The following is a 24,681-nucleotide window of genomic DNA, read 5'->3' as shown; positions in this document are numbered from 1 at the left end:
CGTTCCGTTCTGGGCAGGTCGAGTCGGCGGTTTAGCGGAGGACGTAGATGACGAGGAACAGGCCGATCCACACCACGTCAACGAAGTGCCAGTAGTACGACACGACGATCGCGCTGACGGCTTCCTTGTGCGTGAAGTGCTTGACCGCGAAGATGCGGCCGATCACGAGCAGGAAGGCGATGAGACCGCCGGTCACGTGCAGACCGTGGAAGCCGGTCGCGAAGTAGAAGACCGAGCTGTACGCGTCGGTCTGGAATCCGATGTGCTCCGTGACGAGCTGCGCGTACTCGTAGACCTGGCCGACGATGAAGATCGCGCCGAGCACGAACGTGGCGTAGAACCACTCGACCGTGCCCCACTTCCAGAACTGCCAGGGGCCCCCGTTGCGGCGGGCCTGCAGGCGCTCGGCGGCGAAGACGCCGGCCTGGCAGGTGAACGACGACGACACGAGGATGATCGTGTTGATCAGCGAGAACGTGATGTTGAGCTTGTCCGACTGCTCTGCCCACAGCTCGGGCGAGACCGAGCGCAGCGTGAAGTAGACGGCGAACAGGCCAGCGAAGAACATGACCTCGCTGCCCAGCCACACGATCGTGCCGACCTGAGCGGTGTTCGGCCGGTTGATCGCCGTCATGGCGGGCGGGCTGGAAACAGACGTACTAGTCACCCGACCATTATGGCCGATATCGTTCCCGGCGTTTTCCCATCCGGGGGCCTGTCGGGGGCAACTTCGCTGAAATTTTCCTTTGTTTCCGCCGGTACGATGCTGGCCATGCCCACCGAATCGTCCTGGCCGACCCTGATCACCCGGCTTCTCGCGCGCGAAGACCTCTCGATCGCCGACGCGACGTGGGCAATGGAGGAGGTGATGGCGGGGCGCTGCACCTCCGCGCAGCTCGCCGCGTTCCTGGTTGCGCTGCGCGCCAAGGGGGAGACGGTGGATGAGATCGTCGGCTTCCGCGATGCGATCCTGGCGAATGCCGCGCCCATCGACATCGAGCCTCTCGCTCTCGACATCGTCGGAACGGGCGGCGACCGCTTCGGCACGGTGAACGTCTCGACGATGTCGTCGATCGTGGCCGCTGCCGCCGGCGCGAAGGTCTTGAAGCACGGCAACAAGGCGGCGAGCTCGGCCTCCGGCTCCTCCGACGTGCTGGCCGCGCTCGGGGTCGATCTGTCGATCGACGCCCCTCGGGTGGCGGAGATCTTCCGCGACCAGGGCATCGGCTTCGCCTTCGCGGCGATGTTCCATCCGGGATTCCGCCACGCCGGACCGACGCGCACCGAGCTCGGCATCCCGACGGTGTTCAACTTCCTCGGGCCGTTGTGCAACCCCGCTCGCCCCGAGGCCTCCGCGGTCGGCGTCGCCGATCTCGCGAAAGTGCCGTTGTTCGTCGGGGTGTTCCGCACGCGCGGCGCGACCGCGCTGGTGTTCCGCGGCGACGACGGTCTCGACGAGCTCACGACCACCGGCCACAGCCACCTCTGGGAGGTGACGCGCGGGGAGGTCCACGAGCACGATCTCGATCCGGCCGACCTGGGCATCGCGCGCGCCAGCATCGACGACCTGAAGGGCGGCGATGCGGCTCACAACGCGTCGATCGCCCGCGCCGTGCTGGCGGGGGAGTCGGGTCCGGTGCGCGACATCGTGCTGCTGAACGCCGCCGCGGGTCTGGTCTCGTGGGAGCTCGCCCAGGATCCCGCCCAGGTTCAGCGCGACATCCGCGAGCGCTTCGCTGAGAAGATCGTGGCCGCCGCCGCGACGATCGACTCGGGGGCAGCGACCGCCAAGCTCGATGCCTGGGCTGCCGCGACCCGCGAAGGGCGCTGACCCTCCGCGGCAAGGGACCTCGGTGTGCACGCGCGACCTCTGACGCAATCTAGGCTGGAGGCATGTCGAAGGTTCTGAGCAGTCTCCCCATCGGTGAGCGAGTTGGCATCGCGTTTTCGGGAGGGCTCGACACGTCGTGCGCCGTGGCGTGGATGCGCGAGAAGGGCGCCATTCCCTGCACCTACACCGCCGACATCGGGCAGTACGACGAACCCGACATCGACGCGGTTCCGAGCCGCGCGGGGGAGTACGGCGCCGAGCTCGCGCGCCTCGTCGACGCCAAGACCTCGCTCGTCGAGGAGGGCCTCGTCGCGCTGCAGTGCGGCGCCTTCCACATCCGCTCCGGCGGCAAGACGTACTTCAACACGACTCCTCTCGGTCGTGCCGTGACCGGCACCATGCTCGTGCGCGCCATGAAGGAGGACGGCGTCGACATCTGGGGCGACGGCTCCACCTACAAGGGCAACGACATCGAGCGCTTCTACCGCTACGGTCTGCTCGCCAACCCGAAGCTGCGCATCTACAAGCCGTGGCTCGACAGCGAGTTCGTGAGCGAGCTCGGCGGCCGCACCGAGATGAGCGAGTGGCTCGTCGCCCGCGGCTTCCCGTATCGCGACGCCACCGAGAAGGCCTACTCGACCGACGCCAACATCTGGGGAGCAACCCACGAGGCGAAGAACCTCGAGGAGCTCAGCTCGGGTCTCGACATCGTCGAACCGATCATGGGCGTCGCGTCCTGGCGTGAGGACGTCGAGATCGCCACCGAGGAGGTTTCGGTGCGGTTCGAGGCCGGACGCCCGGTCGCCATCAACGGCGTCGAGTTCACCGACCCGGTCGCGCTGGTCCTCGAGGCGAACGCGATCGGCGGACGTCACGGGCTCGGCGTCTCGGACCAGATCGAGAACCGGATCATCGAGGCGAAGAGCCGCGGCATCTACGAGGCGCCGGGCATGGCGCTGCTGCACATCACGTACGAGCGGCTGCTCAACGCGATCCACAACGAAGACACCGTCGCGAACTACCACAACGAGGGTCGGCGACTCGGGCGTCTCATGTACGAAGGTCGCTGGCTCGACCCGCAGTCGCTCATGCTGCGCGAATCGCTGCAGCGCTGGGTCGGCTCCGCCGTGACCGGCGAGGTCACGCTGCGCCTGCGGCGCGGCGACGACTACACGATCCTCGACACGACCGGGCCGGCGCTCAGCTACCACCCCGGCAAGCTGTCGATGGAGCGGGTGGGGGATGCCGCCTTCGGTCCCGACGACCGCATCGGCCAGCTCACCATGCGCAACCTCGACATCGCCGACTCGCGAGCGCGCCTCGAACAGTACGCGGCCGCGGGGCTCATCGGCGGACCGACCGGCGACCTCGTCGGGCGGCTCGAATCGGGCAGTGCGTCCGACATCCTCGACCCGGCGGAGGAGCACTCGAAGGCGGAAGACGAGCTCGAGCGCGCGACCGACGCCGCGAACGAGGGCGCCGCCTTCGACTCCGGTACGGACTAGTCCGCGACTACTGCGAGATCGTGCGGTACTGCACGCCGAGTTCGTCGACCCATGAGTTGATGACCTTGCGCTGCCCGCTGTCGCACACCTTGCCGTAGCCGTAGCTGATATCCCAGTACTGGTACGCGCTCGTCCAGACCCGGCGGTCGAGGGTCCAGCTGCCCATCGCGTCGAGGGCGTAGCAGTCGGCCATGAACTCCCAATCGCCCCCGAAGCTCTCCAGGGCGGCGTCGGTTGCTTCGGGGTTGGTGAACTGCAGCACGTGCGCGTACTCGTGGAGTGTCACGAGTTCGCGGCCCCAGTCGTCCACGGAGGGGTGCTCCAGGTCGCCGCGATCGAGGTGAACGACGTACGGGTCATCACCTGTGACGCAGCCGATGACGTCCTGTTCGCACAGTTTGTCGGCGTTGTCGTAGGCGAGCCGGGCGAAGCCGTCGCTCACGTCGTCGAGCACGCGCTCTGCCGTCGTGCCGGTCGAGTTCTTCGCCGCTTCGGACTCGGCGGCGGCCAGGATCTCGCTGAGTTCGGCCGTGTATCCCCGGATCTGCTCGGTGTGCTGCGCGACCATGGCGGGGGACCGGCGGTTCGCCCAAGCCGTGCTCGCGACGCGCTCGTACTCGTCGAAGGGCACCAGCTCGGCCATCTGGGCACCGTCGAGCGCCAGCGCGGTATCCATGAGCTCGTCCATGGCGGCGCCGAAGACCTCTTTGTTGTCGAGGAGGTCGTTGAGCTCGCCGATCTCGTCCTCCTGCTCGGCGATCTGCTCCTGTGCGTCGAGGAACTGCACGACGAGGTAGCCGAGGCCGCCCAGGCTCGCGACCAGGAGAAGCGCGAGGGCGATGATCCACCCGCGTGCACGTCGGGGACGTCGAGGGGGAGCGGGCGAGGCTCCGTCAACGTCGAGCGCGGCCGTGCTGAGCGGCGGTGGGGGCGGCGGATCGGCGTGACTCACGCGAACAGTCAAGCATGCCGAGGCGACTGAGAACTACTCGACTCACGTCGTTCCCGGCGACGGCCTCAGGCGACCGGGACGAGATCCCACTCTTGGAACTCGACGACCTCCGGCACCCAGCGGGACTGCACGAAGTCGACGTGGTCCGGGTGCTCGTTGTACGCCGCGTAGGCGACATCATCGACGAACCGCATCGAGAAATGCCAGGTCAGAGGGGACTTCTTACCCACCTGCTCCGAGACGGTGAAATCCTCCACGCCGGGGATCGAGGCGAGGATGCGGCGCCCGGCGGCCAGGAAGTCCGCCTCCGCTTCGCTTCCGCGGGGGTGAGTCAGGCGAAAGGCCACGGTGTGCTGAATCATTGTTCTTCTCTCTGTCGCGACGCTGCGGGGGAGGGTGGCTACCAGGAACCGGGGGAGTAGTCCTTCAAGAAGACGCCGAACAGATCTTCTCCGGCCTCGCCGCGCACGATCGGATCGTAGACGCGCGCGGCGCCGTCGACCAGGTCGAGCGGGGCATGGAATCCTTCCTCGGCGAGACGGACCTTGGTCGGGTGCGGCCGTTCGTCGGTGATCCAGCCGGTGTCGACGCTGGTCATCAGGATCCGGTCGCTCTCGAACATCTCGCGCGCGCTCGTGCGCGTCAGCATGTTGACGGCGGCCTTGGCCATGTTGGTGTGCGGGTGTCCGGGGCCCTTGTAGCCGCGGCCGAACACGCCCTCCATGGCGCTCACGTTGACGACGTAGGTGCGTCGCGCAGGGGAGGCCGCGAGCGAGGCGCGCAGCTTCGAGATGAGGATGAACGGCGCCGTCTCGTTGGCGAGCTGCACCTCGATCATCTCGAGCGGCTCCACGTTGTCGACGCTCTGCGTCCACGAGTTGATGTGCGCGAGGTCGGGCACGAGCCCGCCGGCATCGATCGCGGTGCCGGCCGCGAGCCGGTCGAGCGAGGAGGAGCCGGCCGCGAGCGCCGCCTCGGTGAGCTCCTCGGCCTTCGCAGCGGCCGCGGCGAGGATCGGATGCGCCGCCACCGACTGCGCGAGCGCGAGCGGGTGCGGGTCGTTCGTGTGGCCGAAGGTCTCCAACTCGGGCAGCGGGCCGTCCGGGAGCGGGGCGAGTTCGGCATCCACGAGCGGCTGGTAGGCGCCGGGGGAGCGCCGCACGGTCTGCGCGGCGTTGTTGATCAGGATGTCGAGCGGTCCCTGCGCGGCGACCGACTCGGCGAGGCCGATCACCTGCGACGGGTCGCGCAGGTCGATGCCGACGACGCGGAGCCGATCGATCCACTCGGCCGAGTCGGGGAGGCTCGTGAAGCGGCGCACCGCGTCGCGCGGGAAGCGCGTGGTGATGGTGGTGTGGGCACCGTCGCGCAGCAGGCGCAGCGCGATGTACATGCCGATCTTGGCGCGGCCGCCGGTGAGCAGCGCGCGCTTGCCGGTGAGGTCGGTGCGCGCGTCGCGCTTGGCGTGGCTCATGGCCGCGCAGCTCGGGCAGAGCTGGTGGTAGAAGGCGTCGACGAGCGTGTAGTCCTGCTTGCAGATGTAGCAGGCGCGCGCCTTCTTCAGGACTCCCGCGGTGGGCGCGGTCGTCGCAGTCGAGATCGGGATGCCGCGCGTCTCATCATCGATCCGGTCGGGGGCACCGGTCGCGGTCGCGGCCACAACGGCGCGGTCGTGCTCCTGGATGCGGGCCCGCGTCTCGAGCTTGCGCTCGCGCTTCGCATCCTTGAAGAACTTCGCCGTGGCACGTCGCACGGTCTGGAAGTCGGGGTGCTCGCGGTCGACCTTCGAGAGCTGGCCCAGGACGCGCAGCGTGACCTCGAGCTCGGCGGGGTCGATCCCGCTGGGGGGCATGGGGTCGTCGGAGGGCACAGAGCATTCTCTCACCGCAGAGAGGGCGCGCGACGCCGTTCAGCGTTCGCCCGAGGACTGGACGTCAACGGGACGGCCGGAGTTGGCCCAGTCGCGTGGGGTCGTGCCGAAGTGGCTCTTGAACTCGCGACTGAACTGGGAGGCGCTTGTATAGCCAACGCGCGTGGCGGCGTGGGTGATGCCGGCGCCGTTCGTGATGAGCATGGCGGCGTCGTTGAGTCGGAGCGACTTGAGGTACTTGAGGGGGGAGAGGCTCGTGGTTGCCTTGAAATGGCGGTCGAACGCGGCCCGGCTCATGCCTGCCCGATCCGCGAGGTCCTCGATGGCGAGCGGTCGGTCGAGGTTGGTGCGCATGTAGGTCAGCACGCTCGTGAGCTCGTGTGACGGGCCACCCAGGGCGCCGAGAACGGCGCCACCGGCCGGGCCGTCGAGCACTGCGTAGAGCAGTTCGCGGAGACGCCCCGGACCGAGGATGTCGAGAGCCGCCGGCTCGTCGAGAATCTGGATCGCGCGCAGCAGTGCCGTCTCGAAGCGGTGATCCCAGTCGGCCACGATCAGTCCGGCCGGCTTCTCCGACGCTCGACGTGAACGAGGCCGCGCGGCCCGGAACGCGATCAGCAGCTCCGCCATCGTCCGGCTCTCCAGATCGATCAGGACGCCGAGGACGGGATCGTCGGTCGTCGCGACCGGAACCTCGGCTTCGAGGGGGGTCGGCATCGTCGCGCAGAGGTAATGGTCGGGGTCGTAGGTGTGGGTGCGGCTGTCGTGGTAGGCGTGCTTCGAGCCGGCCACGACGACACACACGCTCGGGTCGTAGACGCCGGGAACTCGTTCAACCGGCGACGAGACGCGGAAGAGTCGGACCCCGTCGAGAGGGGTCTGGTGGACGCCGTCGCCAGGGGCATGGCGAGCCACCAGGTCTCGGATCTCCGTCCGGAGATCGGATGCATCGTGGGTGATCACTGGAATCAATCTGAGGGAAACGGGCAACTATTCGCGGCAAAATCGCTATATATGGCCGCGTGCTGAGGCTTAGCGTATAGCCATCGACCCCGCAGGGCAACCATCCGCTCGTTGTCCTGAACCCACTGCAAAGGAATCACATGACCACGATCGATGCCCTTCCCGGCTGGACACCCGACCACCTCGACTCCCTGGAGGGCAAGACCTACCTGATCACCGGCACGACCGCCGGTGCCGGCTACGAGGCCACACGAATCCTGCTGTCCAAAGGGGCGAAGGTCGTGATGCTGAACCGAAGTGCCGAGAAGTCCGCGGATGCCGTCAGTCGGTTGAAGCAGGAGTTCGGCACAGATGCCGACGTGAGCTCGATTCGCATGGATCTTGCCGACCTCGCGAGCGTGCGCGCGGCGGGGGAGGAGATCCTGGCGACCGTGCCGCGGATCGACGCGCTGATCTGCAACGCGGCGATCGCGCAGGTGCCGACGCAGAAGCTCACCGTGGACGGCTTCGAGAGTCAACTCGGCACCAACCACTTCGGGCACTTCGTCCTGGCGGGGATGCTGTTCGACCGCATCGACGAATCGCACGGGCGAATCGTCGTCGTCGCCAGCCTCGGCTACATGATGGGGCTCAAGACGATCAAGTTCGACGACATGAACTGGGACAGCGACTACAACGCCAACAGCGCGTACAGCCAGAGCAAGCTGGCCCAGATGATGTTCGCGTATGAGCTGCAGGACAGGGTGAAGGCCGCCGGCAAGAATGTCGAGGTGTACGTCTGCCACCCCGGATCGTCCGCCACCTCGCTCATCAAGACGAGCGGGAACCTGGCGATGCGGTTCACGTTCTACCTCATGACGCTGTCGCCGCTGGTGCAGTCGGCCGAGAAGGGCGCGTACCCGGAGGTGATGTGCGCCACGGCGGACGGCCTTGAGCAGCGCGCGCTGTACGGGCCGACCGGACGCCGCGAATGGGTTGGGCCGGTCGGCAAGGGAACGCTGAAGCCGTACGCCTACGACAAGGCCGTGATGCAGCAGCTCTGGACGCGCTCCGAGCAGGCGACGGGATTCCACTGGAACCCGGCCTGACTCGAGGCTGTCGACCCGCGGCGCGCGATCGCTCAAGCGCGCCGCGGGCTCGGCAAGGGAGAGCGAGCGGCCGGTGAGAACTTCCCTAATCTGACATAATGGAGATTATCGGATACCCGATGAGTGCCCGAGAGGGCCGTTGTGGCGAGATCAGGCGCGTCGGGCTGCCTGTTCCGCACTCAGTCCGCGCAGCGCCGTCACCGCGACCTGATGGTCTTCGAGATCGGTCAGCCCCGAGACGGTGATCAGGCCAACCTGTGCGCCGCCCGCCATCAGAATCGGCACGCAACCGCCCGCCAGAACGTAGCCTTCGGCGCGCAGCCACTCGTACGAGCCGTCGACGTCGTTGCGGGCTCGCGCCAGCAGGCTCGGAGTGCCCAGCCGTCGCGTCAGGCGGATCTTGTGCGCGATCCAGGCGTCGTTGTCTGCCGAGGTGCCGCTCGTCGTGCTGGCGAACACCAGCTGGTCGCCACGGTCGATTCGGATGCTGACGCCGCGCTCACAGGCCATGCCTGCCTCGCGTGCCAGGATTCCGAGACGCCAGGCGTCGTCGTGGCTGAACCGGTCGAGAATCAGGCGCGCCGCCTCATCTCGGAGTTCGATGATCTCGTCGAGCGTCACAGCTGACATAACGAAGTCAGCTCCCCGAGGCAGGCGACTGATCGCGACCCGTGCGAACGAGCTCTGCCAGGTGCGACGGCTCCAGTTCGAAGCCGTCGACAACGCCGCCGGCGAGCTCAGCGAGCGGAATCCACCGCCACTCGACGATGTCGACCCGCTCCTCGTCGGTCCACTCCTCGCGCGACGGCTCGAAGCTCTCGACGCGCTCCAGATACCAGGCCCAGTGACCGGTCTGGTACGGGTGCCAGCGCTGATCCGGGTCGAAGTCTTCGTCGAGGAAAGCCGCGCCGACGGTCTCGAGGCGCAACCCCGTCTCTTCGTAGACTTCGCGTCGCGCCGCGTCGTCGTGCGTCTCGCCGGGGTCCACTCCCCCGCCCGGGGTGATCCAGCGCGGCGGGACGTCTCGCGTCTTGCCGTACTGAAGAAACATCAGCACCCGGTCCTGCTCATCGACGAGAAGGACGCGCGAGAGCGCCCGGTGCGCCATGCCTCAGGCCTTCTGGAAGCCGCTCACGTCGCCGACATAGCGCGTGTTGTCGGCGGGAATCGGGTCGATCGCCGCGTGGGCGACCTCGGCCGCGAACTCGGAGACGGTGAACAGCTTGCCCGCCTCCTCGCGACGCGCCTCGATGGCGCCGGGGCGGGCCCGGTCGAGCAGCGTCGCGGTGATGGTGCCCTCGATCATGTCGCCGGAGACGACGACGAACTCGATGCCCTTCTCGGTGAGCATCGGCAGCCGCTCGCGCAGGGCGTCCTCGCCCGCGCGCTTGCTGCGTGCAACCGGCTCGTACTCGGGCATCGTCGGGACCGTGTTGATGAAGTGCGCCTGGTGGCTGGTGACGAAGACGACGCGACCGCCCGACTTCATGAGCGGCAGGGCCGACTCCAGCACGTTGACCTGGGCGTCGCGGTTCAGGCGCAGCGCGTAGTCCTCGCCCATGCCGCTCTCCATGCCGCCGGAGGCATTCAGGACGAGCAGGTCGAACCCGCCCCAGGCCTCCTTGATCGTTCCCATCATGGTGGCGACCGACTCCGGGGACGTCAGATCGGCGCCGACGGCGAGGGCCTCTCCCCCGGCATCCACGATGCTCGCGACGACCTTGTCGGCGCGCGGCGCCTTGGCACGGAAGTTGATGACGACCTTGGCGCCCGCGGCGGCGAGATAGCCCGCCGTGTCGGCGCCGATCCCTCGGGAGGATCCGGTGACGAGGGCGCGAACGCCGTCGAGAGAGGCGGGCGGAAGGACGGTCGAGTCTGCGGCGCTGTTCACGAGTCTCGACTGTAGCAATCCCACGGCGAGAACTCGTCCCCGCCCGGTGACCTCGGGGGTGATAGCGTCGAGCTGACGTCGGAAAGCGCCGACGGAGCACGAAGGGTGAACGCGCCGATGTGGCTCGATCTGACGCAGTATCTGTGGATCGTCTGGTTGGTATTCGTCTTCCTGTTCATCGTCGTCGAACTGCTCACCCTTGAGTTCACGTTCCTCATGATCGCCGCCGGCAGTCTGCTCGGCGGACTCGGCACGAATCTTCTGGGCGGCCCGTGGTGGCTGCAGATCGGCCTCGCTGCGGTCATCTCCGGGCTGCTGATCTTCACAATCCGTCCGCTGCTGCTGAACGCGCTCAAGAAGAGCGCCGATCCGGCCAAGAGCAACGTGGATGCGCTCTTCGACCTGGGCGGTCGCGTCATGACGCGCTTCGTCGAGGGCGCGGGCCTCGTCAAGCTCGACAACGGTGAGACCTGGACGGCACGGCTCGCTCGTCAGGTTGCCGACGCCGCGCTGGACGAGGGCGACAGGATCGTCGTCACCCGCGTCGACGGGGCCACCGTCGAGGTCGCCCCCGAAAGCTCCGCCACAGCGCCCGGCTCCCCCGGCGCCTGAGTTCACCCGCGAAAGGATCTCTCATGGAATTCGGTGACTTCATCGGGCAGCTGTTCATCATCGCCCTGCTGGTGGTGCTCGGCATCTTCGTGCTCACCACGCTGTTCCGCGCGATCCGGATCATTCCGCAGGCCTACGCCGGCGTGGTGGAACGGCTTGGCAAGTACCACAAGACCCTCTCCCCCGGCCTCAACATCCTGGTGCCGTTCATCGACCGGGTGCGCCCGCTCGTCGACATGCGCGAACAGGTCGTCTCGTTCCCGCCGCAGCCGGTGATCACCGAGGACAACCTCGTGGTCTCGATCGACACGGTCGTGTACTTCCAGGTGATCGACGCGCGCGCCGCCACCTACGAGATCGCCAACTACCTCGGCGCCGTCGAGCAGCTCACGACCACGACGCTCCGCAACGTCGTCGGCGGTCTCAACCTCGAAGAGGCGCTCACCAGCCGCGACAACATCAACGGCCAGCTGCGCATCGTGCTCGACGAGGCGACCGGCAAGTGGGGCATCCGCGTCGGCCGCGTCGAGCTCAAGGCGATCGATCCGCCGCACTCCATCCAGGACTCGATGGAGAAGCAGATGCGCGCCGAGCGCGACCGTCGCGCGGCGATCCTGACCGCGGAGGGCACGAAGCAGTCGGCCATTCTCGAGGCGGAGGGCTCGCGTCAGGCGGCGATCCTGCAGGCCGAGGGTGACGCCAAGGCCGCGGTGCTGCGCGCCGAGGGTGAGGCGGAGGCGATCCGCACCGTGTTCGAGGCGATCCACAAGGGCAACCCCGACGAGAAGCTGCTCGCCTACGAGTACCTGCAGATCCTGCCGAAGCTCGCGAACGGCGACTCGAACAAGCTCTGGATCATTCCGAGCGAGCTCACCGAGGCGATCAAGGGCATCGGCAATGGGTTCCTCGGCGGGGCGACCCCGCCGTCGAAGTAGGTGGCGAGAGGTACGGGGTCGTCGATCTTCTTCGACGCCCCGACGCCGCGCGTCCTCGCCCATCGCGGGCTGGCCGTCGACGCGCCGGAGAACACCCTGCTCGCCTTCGCGCGCGCGGTGGCGCTCGGCGTCACCCACATCGAGACCGATGTGCACGTCTCGGCGGACGGCGTCGCGATCGTCAGCCACGACCCCGACCTGACGCGCGTCGCCGGTCGCGACGCCGCCGTCGCGCAGCTGACGGCGGCAGAGCTGGCGCAGGTGCCGCTCGGCGAGGGGCAGGGATTCGTGACTCTTGCTGATGCGCTGGATGCCTTCCCCGACACGTGCTTCAACATCGACATCAAGACGGCGGGCGCCGCACGTCCCACGGCGGCGGCGATCCGAGACCGCCGTGCCACGGGGAGGGTGCTCGTCACCTCCTTCAGCGAGTCCCGACGCCGCGCGGCCGTGGAGGAACTCCCCGGGGTCGCGACCTCGCTCTCGGCAAGCCGCGCGATCCCCGCGGTGCTCGCGGCCCGCGCCGGCGCGATCGGACCGTTGCGGGGCATCCTGGGCGGTGTCGACGCCGTGCAGTTCCCGCTGCGCATGGCCGGGATCCCGGCCATCACCGCCCGTTCGGTCGAGAGCTTCCACGCCGCCGGCATCGAGGTGCACGTCTGGACGATCAACGACGCCCCGACGATGACGCGGCTGCTCGCGATCGGCGTCGACGGGCTCGTCTCCGACCGTGCGGACACGGCGCTGTCCGTCGTGCGCGACCGCGCGTCCTGAGCGACGCTCGGGCCAATCTCGCAATCCGTCACGAGGCGGCTGTGAAAGGTCTGTAAACGCACCCGTCGAGGCATGTTCCTCGCCACGCTGACGTTATACATGAGTGCCGGATCGGCGAGCGTGCGGTAATCCGCCGGCGCCCGCGCGATCGGGTGAGCGCAGAGGGAGGCCACACGATGGCAGATCGTAGTTTGCGCGGCATGCGACTTGGTTCACAGAGTCTCCAGACGGAGGACGGTGTCGAGTTCTCGCCGCGAAAGAAGAGCATTTACCGCACTGACGACGGCAAGACCTTCGAGGTCACCTTCTCGTCTGACGCCGAGGTGCCGGAGACGTGGGAGTCGCCGCGCACCGGGCTCGAGGGGCGACTCGTCGCGGAGGACGGCACGCTGGTGCAGTCCGAGGAAGCCGAGACGAAGGCTCCGCGCACTCACTGGGACATGCTGCTCGAGCGCCGGACGCGGCCCGAGCTGGAGGAGCTCCTGCAGGAGCGCCTCGAATACCTCCGCGCGCGCCGCGGAGCTTCGAAGACCGGTCGCAAGACGGCATAGGTCTCCCGCCGAACGACGGGTCTTCGCAGGGCCGCTGTCCTCCTGGGGCAGCGGCCCTTTTTGCGCGCTCAGCGGCGTGTGACGCGCCGACCGGCGAACGCGGCCAGCAGAAGCCCGGCGAGTCCGAGCCCGCTGACTCCCCACTCGAGCTGACGGCCCAGCAGCACGGCAGGAGTGATTGAGGTTCCGAGCGGGACGTCGACCACCATCGCGTCGGCGGTGTACCAGGTCAGCTCGTCCAGGATCGTTCCGTCAGGGGCGATGATCGCGCTCGTGCCGACCGTGGAGATGTTGACGACCGAGCGGCCCAGCTCGATCGCCCGGATGTGCGCGATCGCGAGCTGCTGCACGCTCTCGTCGGTGCGACCGAAGTCGGCGTTGTTGGTGGGGGCGAACACGAGGTCGGCACCCTCGCGGACGGTGTCGGTCATGATCTGGTCGTCCACGATGTCGAAGCAGATCGCGACGCCCGCCAGCAGACCGTCGTCGAGTTCGAGCACCGTGTCGGTGGTGCCCGGCGTGTACTCGCGCCCGATCAGGTCGATCAGATCGGGGGCGAACTGGCGCCAGAACTCCCGATCGGGAACGTACTCGCCGAACGGCACCGGGTGCTTCTTGTCGTAGTAGTCGCCCGCACCCTGGCCGTCGCGCCAGACGACCGCGGTGTTGAAGTACTCCGTGTCGGTTTCGGGGTCGCCGCCCTCCGGCAGGCGCGCGGTGATGATGCCGGAGACGAGCGGCGCACCGGCGCGCTGCGACACCTCGTCGAAGATCCGCGCCGCCGAGGCGCTGCGCAGCGGATCGAGGTCGCTGCCGCCCTCGGGCCAGACCACGACATCGACGTTCGCGTCGTAGATCGGCTCCGTCGCGGCGACCTGCGCCAGCAGATTGTCTCCGGTGCGCTCCGGCGGATCGAAGTAGCTGGTCTTGCCGTTGCCCTGCACCGCGGCGACGCGGATGCTGCCGTCCGTGGCCGAGGGGAAGGCAGGGAACACCATCGTCACGAGCAGCAGGGCGAGGTAGGCGGTTCCCAGCCTCAGTGCCGAGAGCCGTGCGACCCCGCTGCCGGTCGCCGGCCCGCCGGCCGCGAGGGCGCGCCACGCCTCCTGAGCGAAGGCGAGCCCGGCCGCCGCGAGGAAGACGAGGAGGAAGCTCACACCGGATACGCCGAGCCAGCCGAACAGAGCGGCGAACGGGCTTTCCGACTGCGAGAACGCGACCCTCCCCCACGAGAATCCGCCGTACGGCCACACGCTGGCGATCGCCTCGCGCGCGGTCCACAGCCCTGCCACGATCGCCGGAACCAGCAGCAGCCGACCCGCCAGGCCCGACCAGGCCCGCGGCGCCCAGCGGTAGATCAGGCTGATCGCGGCGGTGCCGAGCATGACCCACAGCGCCATCAGCGTCGACAGCGCGGACCACGGGATCGGCCCGAGGAACAGCGTCGCCCACTCGATGTGCGGGAAGTAGAAGCAAGCGCCGAAGACGAGCCCGATGAGAAGAGCCGAGCCGGGCCGGCGGCCCTGAGCGGCGAGCAGCACGAGAGCGACGGCGGGCACCGCGAGCGGCCACCAGTTCCGGTCGGGGAACGCGGCGTCGAGGATCGGCCCGGCGGCCGCGGCGACCACCAGCGCGACTCCCAGCGGAAGCGGCGCGCGTGCTGCGTCGGGCTTCATTCAGGCGACTCCGGAGTACGCGACGATGCCACGCCGGATCCCGTCGATCGACTGACGCGCCGTGCGACCGAGCTCTCCGTCGGCCACGAGCGACAACTGGTCGAGAAGGTCGACGGCCTGCTTCATCCAGCGGATGAAGTCACCGGCGGCCAGATCCGCGTCACGCAGCACCGCATCGAGCGAGGCGCCCTGAGCCCAGCGGTAGGTCGCCAGGGACAGGCCGTGCGACAGCGGACCGGTGCTCGGCAGCCGTCGATCCTCCTCCATGATCGACAGCTCGGCCCAGATCGTCTCGGTCGCGTCCTTGGCGGCGCGGAACGGCCCGCGGGGCAGGTCGCGGTCCTGGATGTCGCGCTCCTCGCGCCGCGGCTCGAAGACGAGGGAGCTGGCGAGCGCCGCGAGAGCCGGGGCGTCGAGCCCGGTCCAGGCGCCGCGGCGGAGGCATTCGGCGACGAGCAGGTCGCGCTCCCCGTAGATCCGGCGCAGCGCCCGACCGGGGGCCGTGGCGCCCCAGACGCCGTCCTTCTGCTCCAGGTAGCCGAGGTCGAGGAGCAGGTCGCTGATGCGGTCGAACACGACCGAGACGGCGCCGGTGCGTCCGCGGATCTGCGAGCTCAGCTGGTCGTTCTCGCGCTTGAGCCGCCACCAGCGCTCGGCCCACCGCGCGTGGGCCTCGCGGTCGTTGCAGCTGTGGCAGGCGTGCTGCTTCATGCGGCGGCGGAGGTCGGCGATCTGTCGCTGACGGCGGTCGCGCACGCTGCGGCTCTCGCCGCCCAGGTCGGCTCCGCGCTGGCCGCCGCGCCCCTCGCTGCGCGCGTTCTTCCGCTCCAGGTCGCTCAGCTCGCGGCGCAGCTTCGAGTACTCGGGGAAGTCGCCGAGATGGCAGGTCATCGCCTCGGCGTAGCCGCGCAGCGCATCCTCCTGCTTGCGGACGCGGCGCGCGAGGTCGACGACCGCCCGGTCGGCCTGGAACTGCGCGAACGAGCTCTCGAGGATCTCGCGCGTGCGCTCGCGGCCGAACTGCTCGATCAGGTTGACGGCCATGTTGTAGGTGGGGCGGAAACTGGAGTTCAGCGGATAGGTGCGCCGGGAGGCGAGCGAGGCGACCGCCTGCGGGTCGAGCCCCGCAGCCCACTGGATGACCGCGTGCCCTTGGGTGTCGATTCCGCGGCGTCCGGCGCGCCCGGTGAGCTGGGTGTACTCCCCCGGCGTGATCGGCACCCGCGCCTCGCCGTTGAACTTCTCCAGCTTCTCGAGCACCACGGTGCGGGCGGGCATGTTGACGCCGAGCGCGAGCGTCTCGGTGGCGAACACGGCCTTCAGGAGCTTGCGCTGGAAGAGCTCTTCGACGATCTCCTTGAAGGCGGGGAGCATTCCGGCGTGGTGTGCGGCAACGCCGCGCTGCAGCCCGTCGAGCCACTCCCAGTAGCCGAGCACGCCGAGATCCGGATCCGGAATCGGTCGGGTGCGCTCCTCGACGATCGCCCGGATCTCGTCGCGCTCCCAGCGCTCGGTGAGGCGGATGCCGGACCCGACGACCTGCTTGACCGCCGCATCGCAGCCGACACGGCTGAAGATGAAGAAGATCGCGGGCAGCAGCTCACGAGACTCGAGCAGGCTGATCAGCTCGGGGCGCCCCAGCCGGTCTCCCCCGCGATCGCGGAAGCCCCCTCCGGAGCTGCGCCGATAGCGGTCGCGGCCAGGGTGCTGACGGGGATACGGTGCCCGACCGCCGCTCGCGGCGAGACGCACGAGCTCGGGGTTCACGCGCAGCGCCGTCGAGTCCGCCGTGCCGTCGAAGAGGTCATGCAGCTTTCCGCGGACGAGCACGTGCTGCTCGAGCGGTACCGGGCGCTCCTCCGACACGATCACCTCGGTGTGACCGCGCACCGCCTGAAGCCAGTCGCCGAACTCCTCGGCGTTCGAGACGGTCGCGCTGAGCGACACGAGCCGCACGGCGGGCGGGAGGTGGATGATGACCTCCTCCCAGACCGCCCCCCGGAAGCGGTCGGCGAGATAGTGCACCTCGTCCATGACGACGAAGGCGAGGTCGGTCAGGAGCGCCGAGTCCGCGTAGAGCATGTTGCGCAGCACCTCGGTCGTCATCACGACGACGCGAGCTCCCGAGTTGATGTTGCTGTCGCCGGTCAGCAGGCCGACCTGGGCGGCGCCGTGCTCGGCCGCCAGCTCGTTGTACTTCTGGTTGCTGAGCGCCTTCATCGGCGTCGTGTAGAACACCTTGGCGCGCGGGTCGCGCAGCGCGAGGTGCACGGCGAACTCCGCCACGATCGTCTTGCCGGCACCGGTCGGCGCGGCGACGAGCACGCTGTTGCCCGCCTCGAGCGAGGCGCACGCATCGCGCTGGAACGGGTCCAGGTCGAACTCCTGGCGGGCGCGGAAGCGCTCGACCTCGGGGCTGCCCTGGCGCGCCTTCGCCCGGGCGTAGCGCTCGGCGGGTGTCAGGCTCACGCGTTCACGCTAGCTCTCGCCGATGAGCGCCGCTTGGCGCTTCGCGATCCGGCGGTCGTGGAGGAGGGCGATGCCGACGGCGATGAAGTAGAGCGCGATCATCGGGATCGCCAGCAGGAACATCGAGATCACGTCGGCGGCGGGCGTGACGATCGCCGTGAAGATGGTGATCGCCAGGATCGCCCAGCGCCAGCCGGCGAGGATCGCCCGACCGGAGAGCACGCCGACGAAGTTGAGCAGGACGAGGAACACCGGCAGCACGAAGGCGATTCCGGCCGCGATGACGAGCTTCAGCACGAAGTCGAGATAGGTGCGGGCATCGAAGAGGGAGGTCGACTCCGCCGGGATGAAGCTCGCCATGAGCTCCACGATGTGCGGCAGGATGAACCAGCCGGTCGCGCAGCCTCCGAAGAACAACGGCACCGCGGAGAAGAAGAAGCCGAAGGTGTAGCGCTTCTCCTTGCGGGTGAGGCCCGGCACCAGGAACGCGAAGATCTGGTACAGCCACACCGGGCTCGAGATCACGAGCCCGACGACGATCGAGATCTGCAGATGCTGCTCGAAGCCACCCGTGATCGTGCCGTAGTTGAGGTTGACCTCGGCCGCATCGATCCCGCGCGCCGCGGCGATGCGCACGATCGGGTCGTACAGCGCCGCCCAGACCGGGTCATAGAGGAACCAGCCCCCGATCGCGCCCAGCACGATCGACCCGGCGGCGCGCATGAGCCGCTTGCGCAGCTCGATGAGATGTTCGCCGAGCGACATCCGGCCTTCGGCCGTGCGACCGCGCCGCGTTCGAGCGGCCACCGGCTACTTCGAGTCGGACGACTTCTGGTCGCCGTCGTCCGTGGCCGAGGAGGCGTCGGGGGTGGGCGTGTCGTCGCTCTTGATCTCGTTGCGGAAGATCTTCATCGACTGGCCGACGCTGCGGGCCAGGGCGGGGAGCTTCGTGGCGCCGAACAGCAGCAGCACAACCACGAGCACAATGAGGAAGTGCCAGCCGGAGAGGTTGCCGAGCATGGACGATGTCCTTCCGTTGGGAGGGCCGTCGAAGGATCCGACGTCCGTGACGTTCTCAGGCCATTCTAGGCCTGTCAGCGGTAGCGGGCCGCGCCTTCAGCGGCCCACGCGCGGACCGCTTCGCGCGCCTCGGGCGGAGACACCACGTGCACCATGCCGGGAAGACCCGCGACCAGGCGCTTCAGGCCGTGGAAGTGCGAGACGCGGAGGGTCGCGCGGACGCGATCGCCGCGGACTTCGGCGGCGGCATCGTCGTGCAGGTAGTCGTCGAGCAGCGGCATGGCGGCTGCGGCGACCTCGATCGTCACCTCGAGGTCGTCGGGCGAGGTCTCGAACAGCGTCTCGGGAACCTGAAGCTGGCCGGTGTGGTGCTCAATCGGCTCGTCGGTGACGACAGCATTCGCGATCCGGTCGAGGCGGAAGATCCGAATCGCCTCGCGCAGATGGCACCAGCCGCGCAGGTACCAGTCGGCGTCGGCGGATTCGACCCGCAGCGGGTCGACCCGGCGGCGTTCGCGGTCACCGCGCGCATTGAGGTAGTCGAACTCCAGCTGGGTGCCGCGATCCAGCGCGGTGCGCACGAGGCGGAGCGTCGCGTCCGAGCGGGCGGAGGCATCCACTGCCAGCGCGCTGGGCGCCGACGAGGCGCTGCGCGAGAGCTTGGCCATGAGCGAGTTGAGCGCCTCGCGGTCGGCGTTCTCGGGCACCGCCGACAGGTACTGCAGGCCGGCGATCACGGCCGCCGCCTCCCGCGCCGAGAATCGAGGCGAGCCGTCGATCGCGACGCGGTGGGTCAGCACGATCTCGTCGTCGTCCTCGAAGGAGTCCCACGAGATGTCGAACAGGTCGCCGTGCTGGTAGAGCGCGGTCTCCCCCGGTACGCCGCTGACCGCGATCAGTCGCACCGCCTCACGGATCTGCTCGGGTGTCATTCCGAAGTGCTCGGCGGCGTCACTGACCGAGACGCGCTCGTGGTCGACCAGCCAGGGCACGAACGACAGCAGGAACGTCAGCTTGTCGCGGGCCACGAGCGGTGGGTTCTTGCGGGGCTCAGCCATGTGCTTCCGCCGTTCGCTCGAGTCGCTCGCGCACGGCCTCGCGCAGTTCCGGCGGAGAGAGCACGAGCACCTCGGGGCCGAATCCGCTGAGCTCGTCGGCCAGAATCGCCTGGTCGATGAAGCGCAGCCGCAGCCGGTCGGGTCCGGCCTCCTCGGCCGTCGCGCGGTGAGCGAGCCGCAGGGCGGCGTCGGAGCCGGGGCTCACCTCGACCTCGGCGATCTGCTGGGCGGCGACAGCGTCCAGCCGCGCCATGGCTTCCGCAGCGTGGTCGCCGGGCGGGACGGAGACCGGACGGCCCAGCGTGACCTCCCCCACGATTCGGCGCAGCAGGAACATCTTGGGAATGCCGGTGTCCAGCTCGCGACTGGACAGATGCCAGCGCCCCTCGTAATTGACCAGCGCCAGCGGCACCACCGCGCGCTCGCGGGCCGACTGCTCGCCCGGCTTGAGGTAGTCGAAGCGCACGCTGACACCCTGGTCGATGGCATTCGTCAGGGGGGTGAACGCCGCATCGCCCAGGCGCACCCGCGGTGCGAAGCCGATCACCGGCTCGGTCGCGGCGACCCCGAGGGAGCGGAGCTTGATGAGCGCGCGGCGCGACTCGGCGGAGAGCGAGCCCTCGCGCCAGACGCGGGCAGCGAGCGTGAGCAGCGTCGACTCCTCCGGGGTGAAGGTGATGTCGTCGGGCAGCTCGTAGCGTCCGCGCGGAATGCGGTAGCGCTTCAGCTGGTTGTTGCCGGGATCGCTCGGCGAGTCGATCGTCTCGAGCGGCACACCGAGGTCGCGGATGTCTTCCTTGTCGCGCTCGAACTGGCGCTCCAGATTGGCGTTGCTTCCCCCCGCCGAGTAGCGCTGACTGTAGCCGTGGACCGTCGACAGGATCTCGTTCTTCATCAGCCCGACGTCGGTCGCCAGGAGCGCGAGGACGAGGCTGAACAGCCGCTCCTCGACCGGAACGCGAGCGGGTTTGGAGGACACGGCTGTCATCCTAGAGCGCGCGGGGCCGGGCTGAGTGCTACTCGACGATTCCGAGAAGGTCGATCACCATGATCGTGTTCGACTCGCCCTCGGCCGCCGGCGGGCTGACCACGAGCAGCTGGGAACCGACGGTCGCGCCGGTCACGGCGGCGAGGAAGCCCTCGGGGAGCTCGTCCGGGCTCACAGTGAACGTGGCGGCGGCGCCCTCCGACCAGGACGAGGTCGAGGCGGTGGCCTCCCCGCCGGCGGCGGGCCAGTTCCAGACGGAGTAGTGGGCGACGATCTGATCGCCTTCGGCGACGGTCGCGCCTCCGCCGAGCTTGATGGTCGCGATCTGCAGTTCGGTCGGCGGTGCCGAGGTCGGCACGCTGATCCCCGGAGTGCCATCGACCGCGGTGACGACGATCGGCATGCCGTCCACGGGAAGCTGGTTCACTCCGTCGGCCTTGCCGAGGTACACCGCGGCGACGTCGAAGACGAAGACCAGCGTGTCGTCGTCGGCGATGCCGCTGGTTTCGAGCGTTCCTTCGCCGTAGGCCTCGGCCGCGGTCATGGTGACCGCCAGGCGCTCGCCCGCCTGCGCGCAGATGAGCGCCGCGGGGACAGCCGTGTCGGTCGCCGCGGGAATGAGGGTCGGGCTCGATGCGTCGTAGCTGGTGCCGCCGAGCGGAACGACCGCGCTGCCGGCGTAGATCGTGAACTCCGCGGCCACCTGCGAGCCTTCGGCCGCCGGGGTGCCCGAGCCCTCAACGAGCGTGACGCGCTGAGCGCCATCGGTCACCAGCGGCGTCGGGAAGTCGACCTCCGGAGCTGAGCCGAGCGCACCGGTTGCGGTCACCAGGTCGGCCGTCGCGCCTCCGTCGTAGGCGGGCGTGCAGCCGTTGACGGTCGCCGGGCCTGCGGCGGTGCACGCCGACAGCGTCGCGACGAGAGCAGTGGCGGCGAACAGCGCGGGAATCTTGCGCACGGAGAGATCCTGCTTTCTGGGTGCTAACTCGGTGGACGGCCGTGGGGCTGAACCGCCACCACTCTAGTCGTTGGGCTGTGTCTGCTCGGTCGCCGCGCGCGCCTCGGCGATCGCCCCGGCCTCGCGCACGACCTTCCGCAGCCGCTTGTCGCTCTTGACGCGGTCGCCGACCGCGCCGGGGGTCCACAGCTCGACGTCCTCGTCGCCATACTCGGTCTTGGAGGCGCGGCGTGCGACGGGCGGCAGCACAGCCCCGGGGGCGAGTCGGCGAGCCGTGATGAGGAAGGCGGTGTGGCCCACCATGCGGTGATCCGGTCTCACGGCGAGCCCCTCCACGTGCCAGCCGCGCACGATGGTCTCGCTCGACTGCGGGTCGGTGAAGGCGCGGGTGGCGCGGATCGCCTCGGCGACGCGCGAGAGCTGCGTGACGGTCGCGACGTAGCAGAGCAGCACGCCGCCGGGCACGAGTGCGTCGAGGGCGACGTCGAGGCATTCCCAGGGCGCGAGCATGTCGAGAATCACCCGATCCACGGAGGCGGGCTCGACGGCACGGGGCAGCGCGTCGACCAGGTCGCCGATCTCGATGCTCCAGTTCTCGGGGGTCTCGCCGGTGTGCGCGGTGACGTTGGCGCGAGCCACGTCGGCGAACTCGGCGCGGCGCTCGAACGAGATCAGCTCGCCGCGGTCGCCGATGGCGCGCAGCAGCCACATCGAGAGCGCCCCCGAGCCGACGCCGGCCTCGACGACGCGCGCGCCCGGGAAGATGTCGGCGAGGGCGAGGATCTGGGCGGCATCCTTCGGGTAGATGATGGCCGCGCCGCGCGGCATCGACATGACGAAGTCGGACAGCAGCGGGCGCAGCGCCAGGTACTGGTCGCCGTTGCTCGCGCTCACGACCGAGCCGTCCGGCGCCCCGATCAGAAGGTCGTGATCGAGCATGCCGCGGTGGGTATGGAACACGGCGCCCGGCTGGAGCGAGATCGTATGCAGACGTCCCTTCGGACCCGTCAGCTGAACGCGCTCGCCCACGCGGAACGGGCCGGAGAACCGGGTCATCGCGCGACTCCGCTCGAATGGGCCTCGAGGATCGCGGTGAGGTCGCTCGGCACGCGACCGAGCAGCCCCTCCGGCCAGACCGTGTAGGCGGCGCTCGGCGGAAGCGGGATGTGCAGCGGGACCGCCACGGTGGCGACGCCGGCCGCGACCGCCGAGGCGACGCCGGGTTCGGAATCCTCGAAGGCGACACACGCGCGCGGATCGACGCCGAGCAGCTCTGTGGCGCGCAGATACGGCTCCGGATGCGGTTTCGGCTCCTCGACCTGGTCGCCGGCGACGACGACGTCGAAGGCGTCGAATCCGATGGCGTCGGCGACGAGGTGGGCCATCCGGCTGATCGACATCGTCACGAGCGCGGTGCGCACTCCCGACTCCCGCAGTGCCAGCAGGAACTCGCGAGATCCAGGGCGCCACGGAACCTCGGCGCGGATCTGCTCGGTGACCCGGTCGGTCATGGTCTGGATGATCTCCTCGACGGAGAGCGCCACCCCTCGCGAGCGGAGGATCAGCGCGGAGTGCTCGAGGCCCTGTCCGACGAGCTGGATCGCATCCTCATGAGTCCAGACCCCGCCGTGCTCCGCGACGAGGTCATGTTCGGCACGCATCCAGTACGGCTCGGAGTCGATCAGGGTTCCATCCATGTCCCACAGGACGGCGGCAGGCGAGGTGGCGGTCACGAGCACTCAGTCTAGGTGCGGCCTATCCTGGTGGGGACGCGAGCGAACCGGCCCGCGGGAGGATGTGAGAGTGACTGACGCATCGGGTTTCGACGACGGCTCTGTGCTGATCGTCGCCTTCGAGGGCTGGAACGATGCGGGTGAGGCGGCCAGTGGCGCCGCGCGGGCCGTGCGCGATCAGCTGGAACTCGTTCCGCTCGTCGAGGTCGAGCCCGAGGACTATTTCGACTTCCAGTTCAATCGGCCGACCGTCTCGTTCGACGAGTCCGGCGATCGGGTGCTCGAGTGGCCGAGCGTCACGCTCTACGGACCGGCTGGCGGTGGCCCGGGCATGCACGTGCTGCTCGGAACGGAGCCGTCGCGCGGATGGAAGACCTTCGCCGGTGAGGTGATCGACGCCCTCACGACGGCGGATATCTCGGGGATCGTGTTCCTGGGTGCGATGCTCGCCGATGTGCCGCACACGCGGCCGATCTCCGTGTTCGTCAGCAGCGAGAGCTCGGAGCTGCGGGCCGAGTTCGACCTGGAGCGCAGCACCTACGAGGGCCCGGTGGGCATCATCTCGGTGCTGTCGATGGCCGCGCAGGCGGCCGGCATTCCGAGCATGTCGATCTGGGCCTCGGTGCCGCACTACGTGCACAACGCGCCCTCCCCCAAGGCTCAGCTGGCGCTGATCTCGCGTCTCGAGGATTTCGTTCCGATCGTCGTCGCGCGCGGGAACCTGGTCGAGGAGTCGGCGGCCTGGGAGAGCGGAATTGATGCGCTCGCGGGCGATGACGACGACATGGCCGCCTACATCGCGCAGCTCGAGCAGGCGCGCGACACGGTCGACTCCCCCGAGGCCAGCGGCGATGCGATCGCCGAGGAGTTCGAGCGCTACCTGCGCAAGCGCGACGGCAAGGCCGGCGGCGAGGACCGTCCCGGCGGGCCGTAGCTCCTCGTCGTCAGTACGGCTGGATGATCCCGAGCGACAGCAGCACCAGAAGCGCGCCGCCGAGCACGATGCGGTAGATCACGAATGGCAGGAACGAGCGAGTCTTGATGTAGCGCATCAGGAACGCGATGATCGCCAGTCCCACGCCGAAGGCGACGACGGTCGCGAGGATCGTCTCCGGCCAGCCGTACGGCGACTCGTCCGGTTCGCGCAGTGCTGTCACCAGTTCGTAGAGCCCGCTGCCGAAGACCGCCGGAACGGCCAGCAGGAACGAGAACTCGGCCGCCGCAGTTCGGGTGTAGCCCAGTGCGAGCCCGGCGCTGGTGGACGCTCCGGAACGTGAGACGCCGGGGATCAGCGCGAGCATCTGCGCGAATCCGATGGCGATGCCGTGACCGTAGCCGAGGTCTTCGAGATGCCGGGTGCGGCGCCCGAGCCAGTCAGCGACACCGAGCAGGATGCCGAACACGATCAGCACGATCGCGACGAGCCAGAGCGAACGGAATGCGCCGCGGATGTACTCCTGGCCGAAGTAGCCGACGATGACGATCGGGATGGTGCCGAGGATGATGAGCCAGCCGAGGCGCACATCGGCGTCGCCCTTGAGGATTCCGGCGGAGTGCGAGCCGCCGCGCGCGCCGAATGAGCGGAACCACTTCGAGATGATGCGCCCGATCTGCTTGCGGAAGAAGATCAGCACGGCGAGCTCGGTGCCGAGCTGCGTGATCGCGGTGAACGTGGCACCCGGATCGGTGGCGTTCGGCAGGAACTCCCCGACGATGCGCAGGTGAGCGCTCGACGAGATCGGAAGGAACTCGGTCAGGCCCTGGACAAGGCCGAGGATCAACGCCTCGAGATAGCTCACGAGGGACG

26 protein-coding genes are annotated in these 24,681 nt (G+C 68.9%); 8 read left to right on the top strand and 18 right to left on the bottom strand.

Annotated features, from left to right (window positions below):
- Positions 1 to 31: 31 nt before the first annotated feature.
- Positions 32 to 634 (bottom strand): aa3-type cytochrome oxidase subunit III, encoded by a 603-nt coding sequence (gene ctaE, locus ACR3ZA_RS02325; RefSeq protein ID WP_473659759.1) that lies wholly within the window; start codon positions 632 to 634, stop codon positions 32 to 34.
- A 138-nt stretch (positions 635 to 772) separates the two neighbouring features.
- Here ctaE and trpD point away from each other — a divergent pair, with 138 nt between their 5' ends.
- Together trpD and argG are read left to right on the top strand one after the other, a co-directional pair.
- Positions 773 to 1,831, top strand: a complete 1,059-nt coding sequence (gene trpD / locus ACR3ZA_RS02320; RefSeq protein ID WP_473659757.1) for an anthranilate phosphoribosyltransferase — start codon at positions 773 to 775, stop codon at positions 1,829 to 1,831.
- Between the two features lie 62 nt (positions 1,832 to 1,893).
- Positions 1,894 to 3,336, top strand: a complete 1,443-nt coding sequence (gene argG, locus ACR3ZA_RS02315; protein WP_473659755.1) for an argininosuccinate synthase — start codon at positions 1,894 to 1,896, stop codon at positions 3,334 to 3,336.
- Positions 3,337 to 3,343: 7 nt separating this feature from the next.
- Here the strand turns inward: argG and ACR3ZA_RS02310 are convergent, their stop codons facing one another.
- From ACR3ZA_RS02310 to ACR3ZA_RS02295, 4 genes are all read right to left on the bottom strand, one after another.
- Positions 3,344 to 4,288 (bottom strand): hypothetical protein, encoded by a 945-nt coding sequence (locus ACR3ZA_RS02310; protein WP_473659753.1) that lies wholly within the window; start codon positions 4,286 to 4,288, stop codon positions 3,344 to 3,346.
- Between the two features lie 65 nt (positions 4,289 to 4,353).
- Positions 4,354 to 4,650 (bottom strand): Dabb family protein, encoded by a 297-nt coding sequence (locus ACR3ZA_RS02305; RefSeq protein ID WP_473659751.1) that lies wholly within the window; start codon positions 4,648 to 4,650, stop codon positions 4,354 to 4,356.
- Between the two features lie 38 nt (positions 4,651 to 4,688).
- Positions 4,689 to 6,140, bottom strand: coding sequence for an SDR family NAD(P)-dependent oxidoreductase (locus tag ACR3ZA_RS02300; protein WP_473549704.1), 1,452 nt, complete (start codon positions 6,138 to 6,140; stop codon positions 4,689 to 4,691).
- Positions 6,141 to 6,197: 57 nt separating this feature from the next.
- The gene (locus ACR3ZA_RS02295) at positions 6,198 to 7,121 is read right to left on the bottom strand and encodes an AraC family transcriptional regulator N-terminal domain-containing protein (RefSeq protein ID WP_473659749.1); all 924 of its coding nucleotides are present in this window, start codon (positions 7,119 to 7,121) and stop codon (positions 6,198 to 6,200) included.
- A 140-nt stretch (positions 7,122 to 7,261) separates the two neighbouring features.
- On the opposite strand from ACR3ZA_RS02295, the gene ACR3ZA_RS02290 reads away from it, so the two are divergent.
- Positions 7,262 to 8,209, top strand: a complete 948-nt coding sequence (locus tag ACR3ZA_RS02290; protein ID WP_473659747.1) for an SDR family NAD(P)-dependent oxidoreductase — start codon at positions 7,262 to 7,264, stop codon at positions 8,207 to 8,209.
- 150 nt (positions 8,210 to 8,359) lie between these two features.
- Here the strand turns inward: ACR3ZA_RS02290 and ACR3ZA_RS02285 are convergent, their stop codons facing one another.
- The 3 genes from ACR3ZA_RS02285 to ACR3ZA_RS02275 are packed head-to-tail and all read right to left on the bottom strand — an operon-like array spanning position 8,360 to position 10,100.
- Complete coding sequence (locus ACR3ZA_RS02285) at positions 8,360 to 8,839, bottom strand: heme-binding protein (RefSeq protein ID WP_473659745.1); 480 nt, start codon at positions 8,837 to 8,839, stop codon at positions 8,360 to 8,362.
- 7 nt (positions 8,840 to 8,846) lie between these two features.
- Positions 8,847 to 9,317, bottom strand: coding sequence for an NUDIX domain-containing protein (locus tag ACR3ZA_RS02280; protein ID WP_473659743.1), 471 nt, complete (start codon positions 9,315 to 9,317; stop codon positions 8,847 to 8,849).
- A gap of 3 nt (positions 9,318 to 9,320) precedes the next feature.
- Positions 9,321 to 10,100 carry an SDR family oxidoreductase gene (locus ACR3ZA_RS02275; protein ID WP_473659741.1) on the bottom strand — a complete coding sequence of 260 codons (780 nt, stop codon included), beginning with the start codon at positions 10,098 to 10,100 and terminating at the stop codon, positions 9,321 to 9,323.
- A 105-nt stretch (positions 10,101 to 10,205) separates the two neighbouring features.
- On the opposite strand from ACR3ZA_RS02275, the gene ACR3ZA_RS02270 reads away from it, so the two are divergent.
- The 4 genes from ACR3ZA_RS02270 to ACR3ZA_RS02255 all read left to right on the top strand — a co-directional run bounded on the left by ACR3ZA_RS02270 (position 10,206) and on the right by ACR3ZA_RS02255 (position 12,972).
- Positions 10,206 to 10,712, top strand: coding sequence for an NfeD family protein (locus tag ACR3ZA_RS02270; protein ID WP_473659739.1), 507 nt, complete (start codon positions 10,206 to 10,208; stop codon positions 10,710 to 10,712).
- Between the two features lie 23 nt (positions 10,713 to 10,735).
- Complete coding sequence (locus ACR3ZA_RS02265) at positions 10,736 to 11,647, top strand: SPFH domain-containing protein (RefSeq protein ID WP_473659737.1); 912 nt, start codon at positions 10,736 to 10,738, stop codon at positions 11,645 to 11,647.
- Positions 11,648 to 12,421, top strand: coding sequence for a glycerophosphodiester phosphodiesterase family protein (locus ACR3ZA_RS02260; RefSeq protein ID WP_473659735.1), 774 nt, complete (start codon positions 11,648 to 11,650; stop codon positions 12,419 to 12,421).
- 176 nt (positions 12,422 to 12,597) lie between these two features.
- Positions 12,598 to 12,972 (top strand): RNA polymerase-binding protein RbpA, encoded by a 375-nt coding sequence (locus tag ACR3ZA_RS02255; RefSeq protein WP_473659733.1) that lies wholly within the window; start codon positions 12,598 to 12,600, stop codon positions 12,970 to 12,972.
- Positions 12,973 to 13,040: 68 nt separating this feature from the next.
- Here the strand turns inward: ACR3ZA_RS02255 and lnt are convergent, their stop codons facing one another.
- From lnt to ACR3ZA_RS02210, 9 genes are all read right to left on the bottom strand, one after another.
- Positions 13,041 to 14,648, bottom strand: a complete 1,608-nt coding sequence (gene lnt / locus ACR3ZA_RS02250) for an apolipoprotein N-acyltransferase (protein ID WP_473659731.1) — start codon at positions 14,646 to 14,648, stop codon at positions 13,041 to 13,043.
- Positions 14,649 to 17,117: a DEAD/DEAH box helicase gene (locus ACR3ZA_RS02245; RefSeq protein ID WP_473659729.1), complete on the bottom strand. Its 2,469-nt coding sequence runs from the start codon at positions 17,115 to 17,117 to the stop codon at positions 14,649 to 14,651.
- A gap of 9 nt (positions 17,118 to 17,126) precedes the next feature.
- Complete coding sequence (gene tatC, locus ACR3ZA_RS02240) at positions 17,127 to 17,882, bottom strand: twin-arginine translocase subunit TatC (protein WP_473662263.1); 756 nt, start codon at positions 17,880 to 17,882, stop codon at positions 17,127 to 17,129.
- Between the two features lie 45 nt (positions 17,883 to 17,927).
- Positions 17,928 to 18,137, bottom strand: coding sequence for a twin-arginine translocase TatA/TatE family subunit (tatA, locus tag ACR3ZA_RS02235; protein ID WP_473659727.1), 210 nt, complete (start codon positions 18,135 to 18,137; stop codon positions 17,928 to 17,930).
- 74 nt (positions 18,138 to 18,211) lie between these two features.
- Positions 18,212 to 19,195 (bottom strand): WYL domain-containing protein, encoded by a 984-nt coding sequence (locus ACR3ZA_RS02230; RefSeq protein WP_473659725.1) that lies wholly within the window; start codon positions 19,193 to 19,195, stop codon positions 18,212 to 18,214.
- A complete protein-coding gene (locus tag ACR3ZA_RS02225; RefSeq protein ID WP_473659723.1) occupies positions 19,188 to 20,183 on the bottom strand; it encodes a WYL domain-containing protein in 996 nt (331 codons plus the stop codon). Before ACR3ZA_RS02225 ends, ACR3ZA_RS02230 begins: the two co-directional genes overlap by 8 nt.
- A gap of 28 nt (positions 20,184 to 20,211) precedes the next feature.
- Positions 20,212 to 21,141 carry an FKBP-type peptidyl-prolyl cis-trans isomerase gene (locus ACR3ZA_RS02220; protein WP_473659721.1) on the bottom strand — a complete coding sequence of 310 codons (930 nt, stop codon included), beginning with the start codon at positions 21,139 to 21,141 and terminating at the stop codon, positions 20,212 to 20,214.
- A 63-nt stretch (positions 21,142 to 21,204) separates the two neighbouring features.
- On the bottom strand, positions 21,205 to 22,197 hold the full coding sequence (locus ACR3ZA_RS02215; RefSeq protein ID WP_473659719.1) for a class I SAM-dependent methyltransferase: 993 nt from the start codon (positions 22,195 to 22,197) through the stop codon (positions 21,205 to 21,207).
- On the bottom strand, positions 22,194 to 22,874 hold the full coding sequence (locus tag ACR3ZA_RS02210) for an HAD-IA family hydrolase (protein ID WP_473659717.1): 681 nt from the start codon (positions 22,872 to 22,874) through the stop codon (positions 22,194 to 22,196). Before ACR3ZA_RS02210 ends, ACR3ZA_RS02215 begins: the two co-directional genes overlap by 4 nt.
- 70 nt (positions 22,875 to 22,944) lie before the next feature.
- Between ACR3ZA_RS02210 and ACR3ZA_RS02205 the strand changes: the two genes are divergently transcribed.
- The gene (locus ACR3ZA_RS02205; RefSeq protein ID WP_473659715.1) at positions 22,945 to 23,808 is read left to right on the top strand and encodes a PAC2 family protein; all 864 of its coding nucleotides are present in this window, start codon (positions 22,945 to 22,947) and stop codon (positions 23,806 to 23,808) included.
- 10 nt (positions 23,809 to 23,818) lie between these two features.
- Here ACR3ZA_RS02205 and ACR3ZA_RS02200 read toward each other — a convergent pair whose 3' ends face one another.
- Positions 23,819 to 24,673 carry an undecaprenyl-diphosphate phosphatase gene (locus tag ACR3ZA_RS02200; RefSeq protein ID WP_473659713.1) on the bottom strand — a complete coding sequence of 285 codons (855 nt, stop codon included), beginning with the start codon at positions 24,671 to 24,673 and terminating at the stop codon, positions 23,819 to 23,821.
- Positions 24,674 to 24,681: the final 8 nt, after the last annotated feature.

The sequence above is a fragment of the Herbiconiux sp. J20-20 genome (genome assembly GCF_057365085.1).
This window is presented reverse-complemented; position numbering and strand designations above follow the sequence as displayed.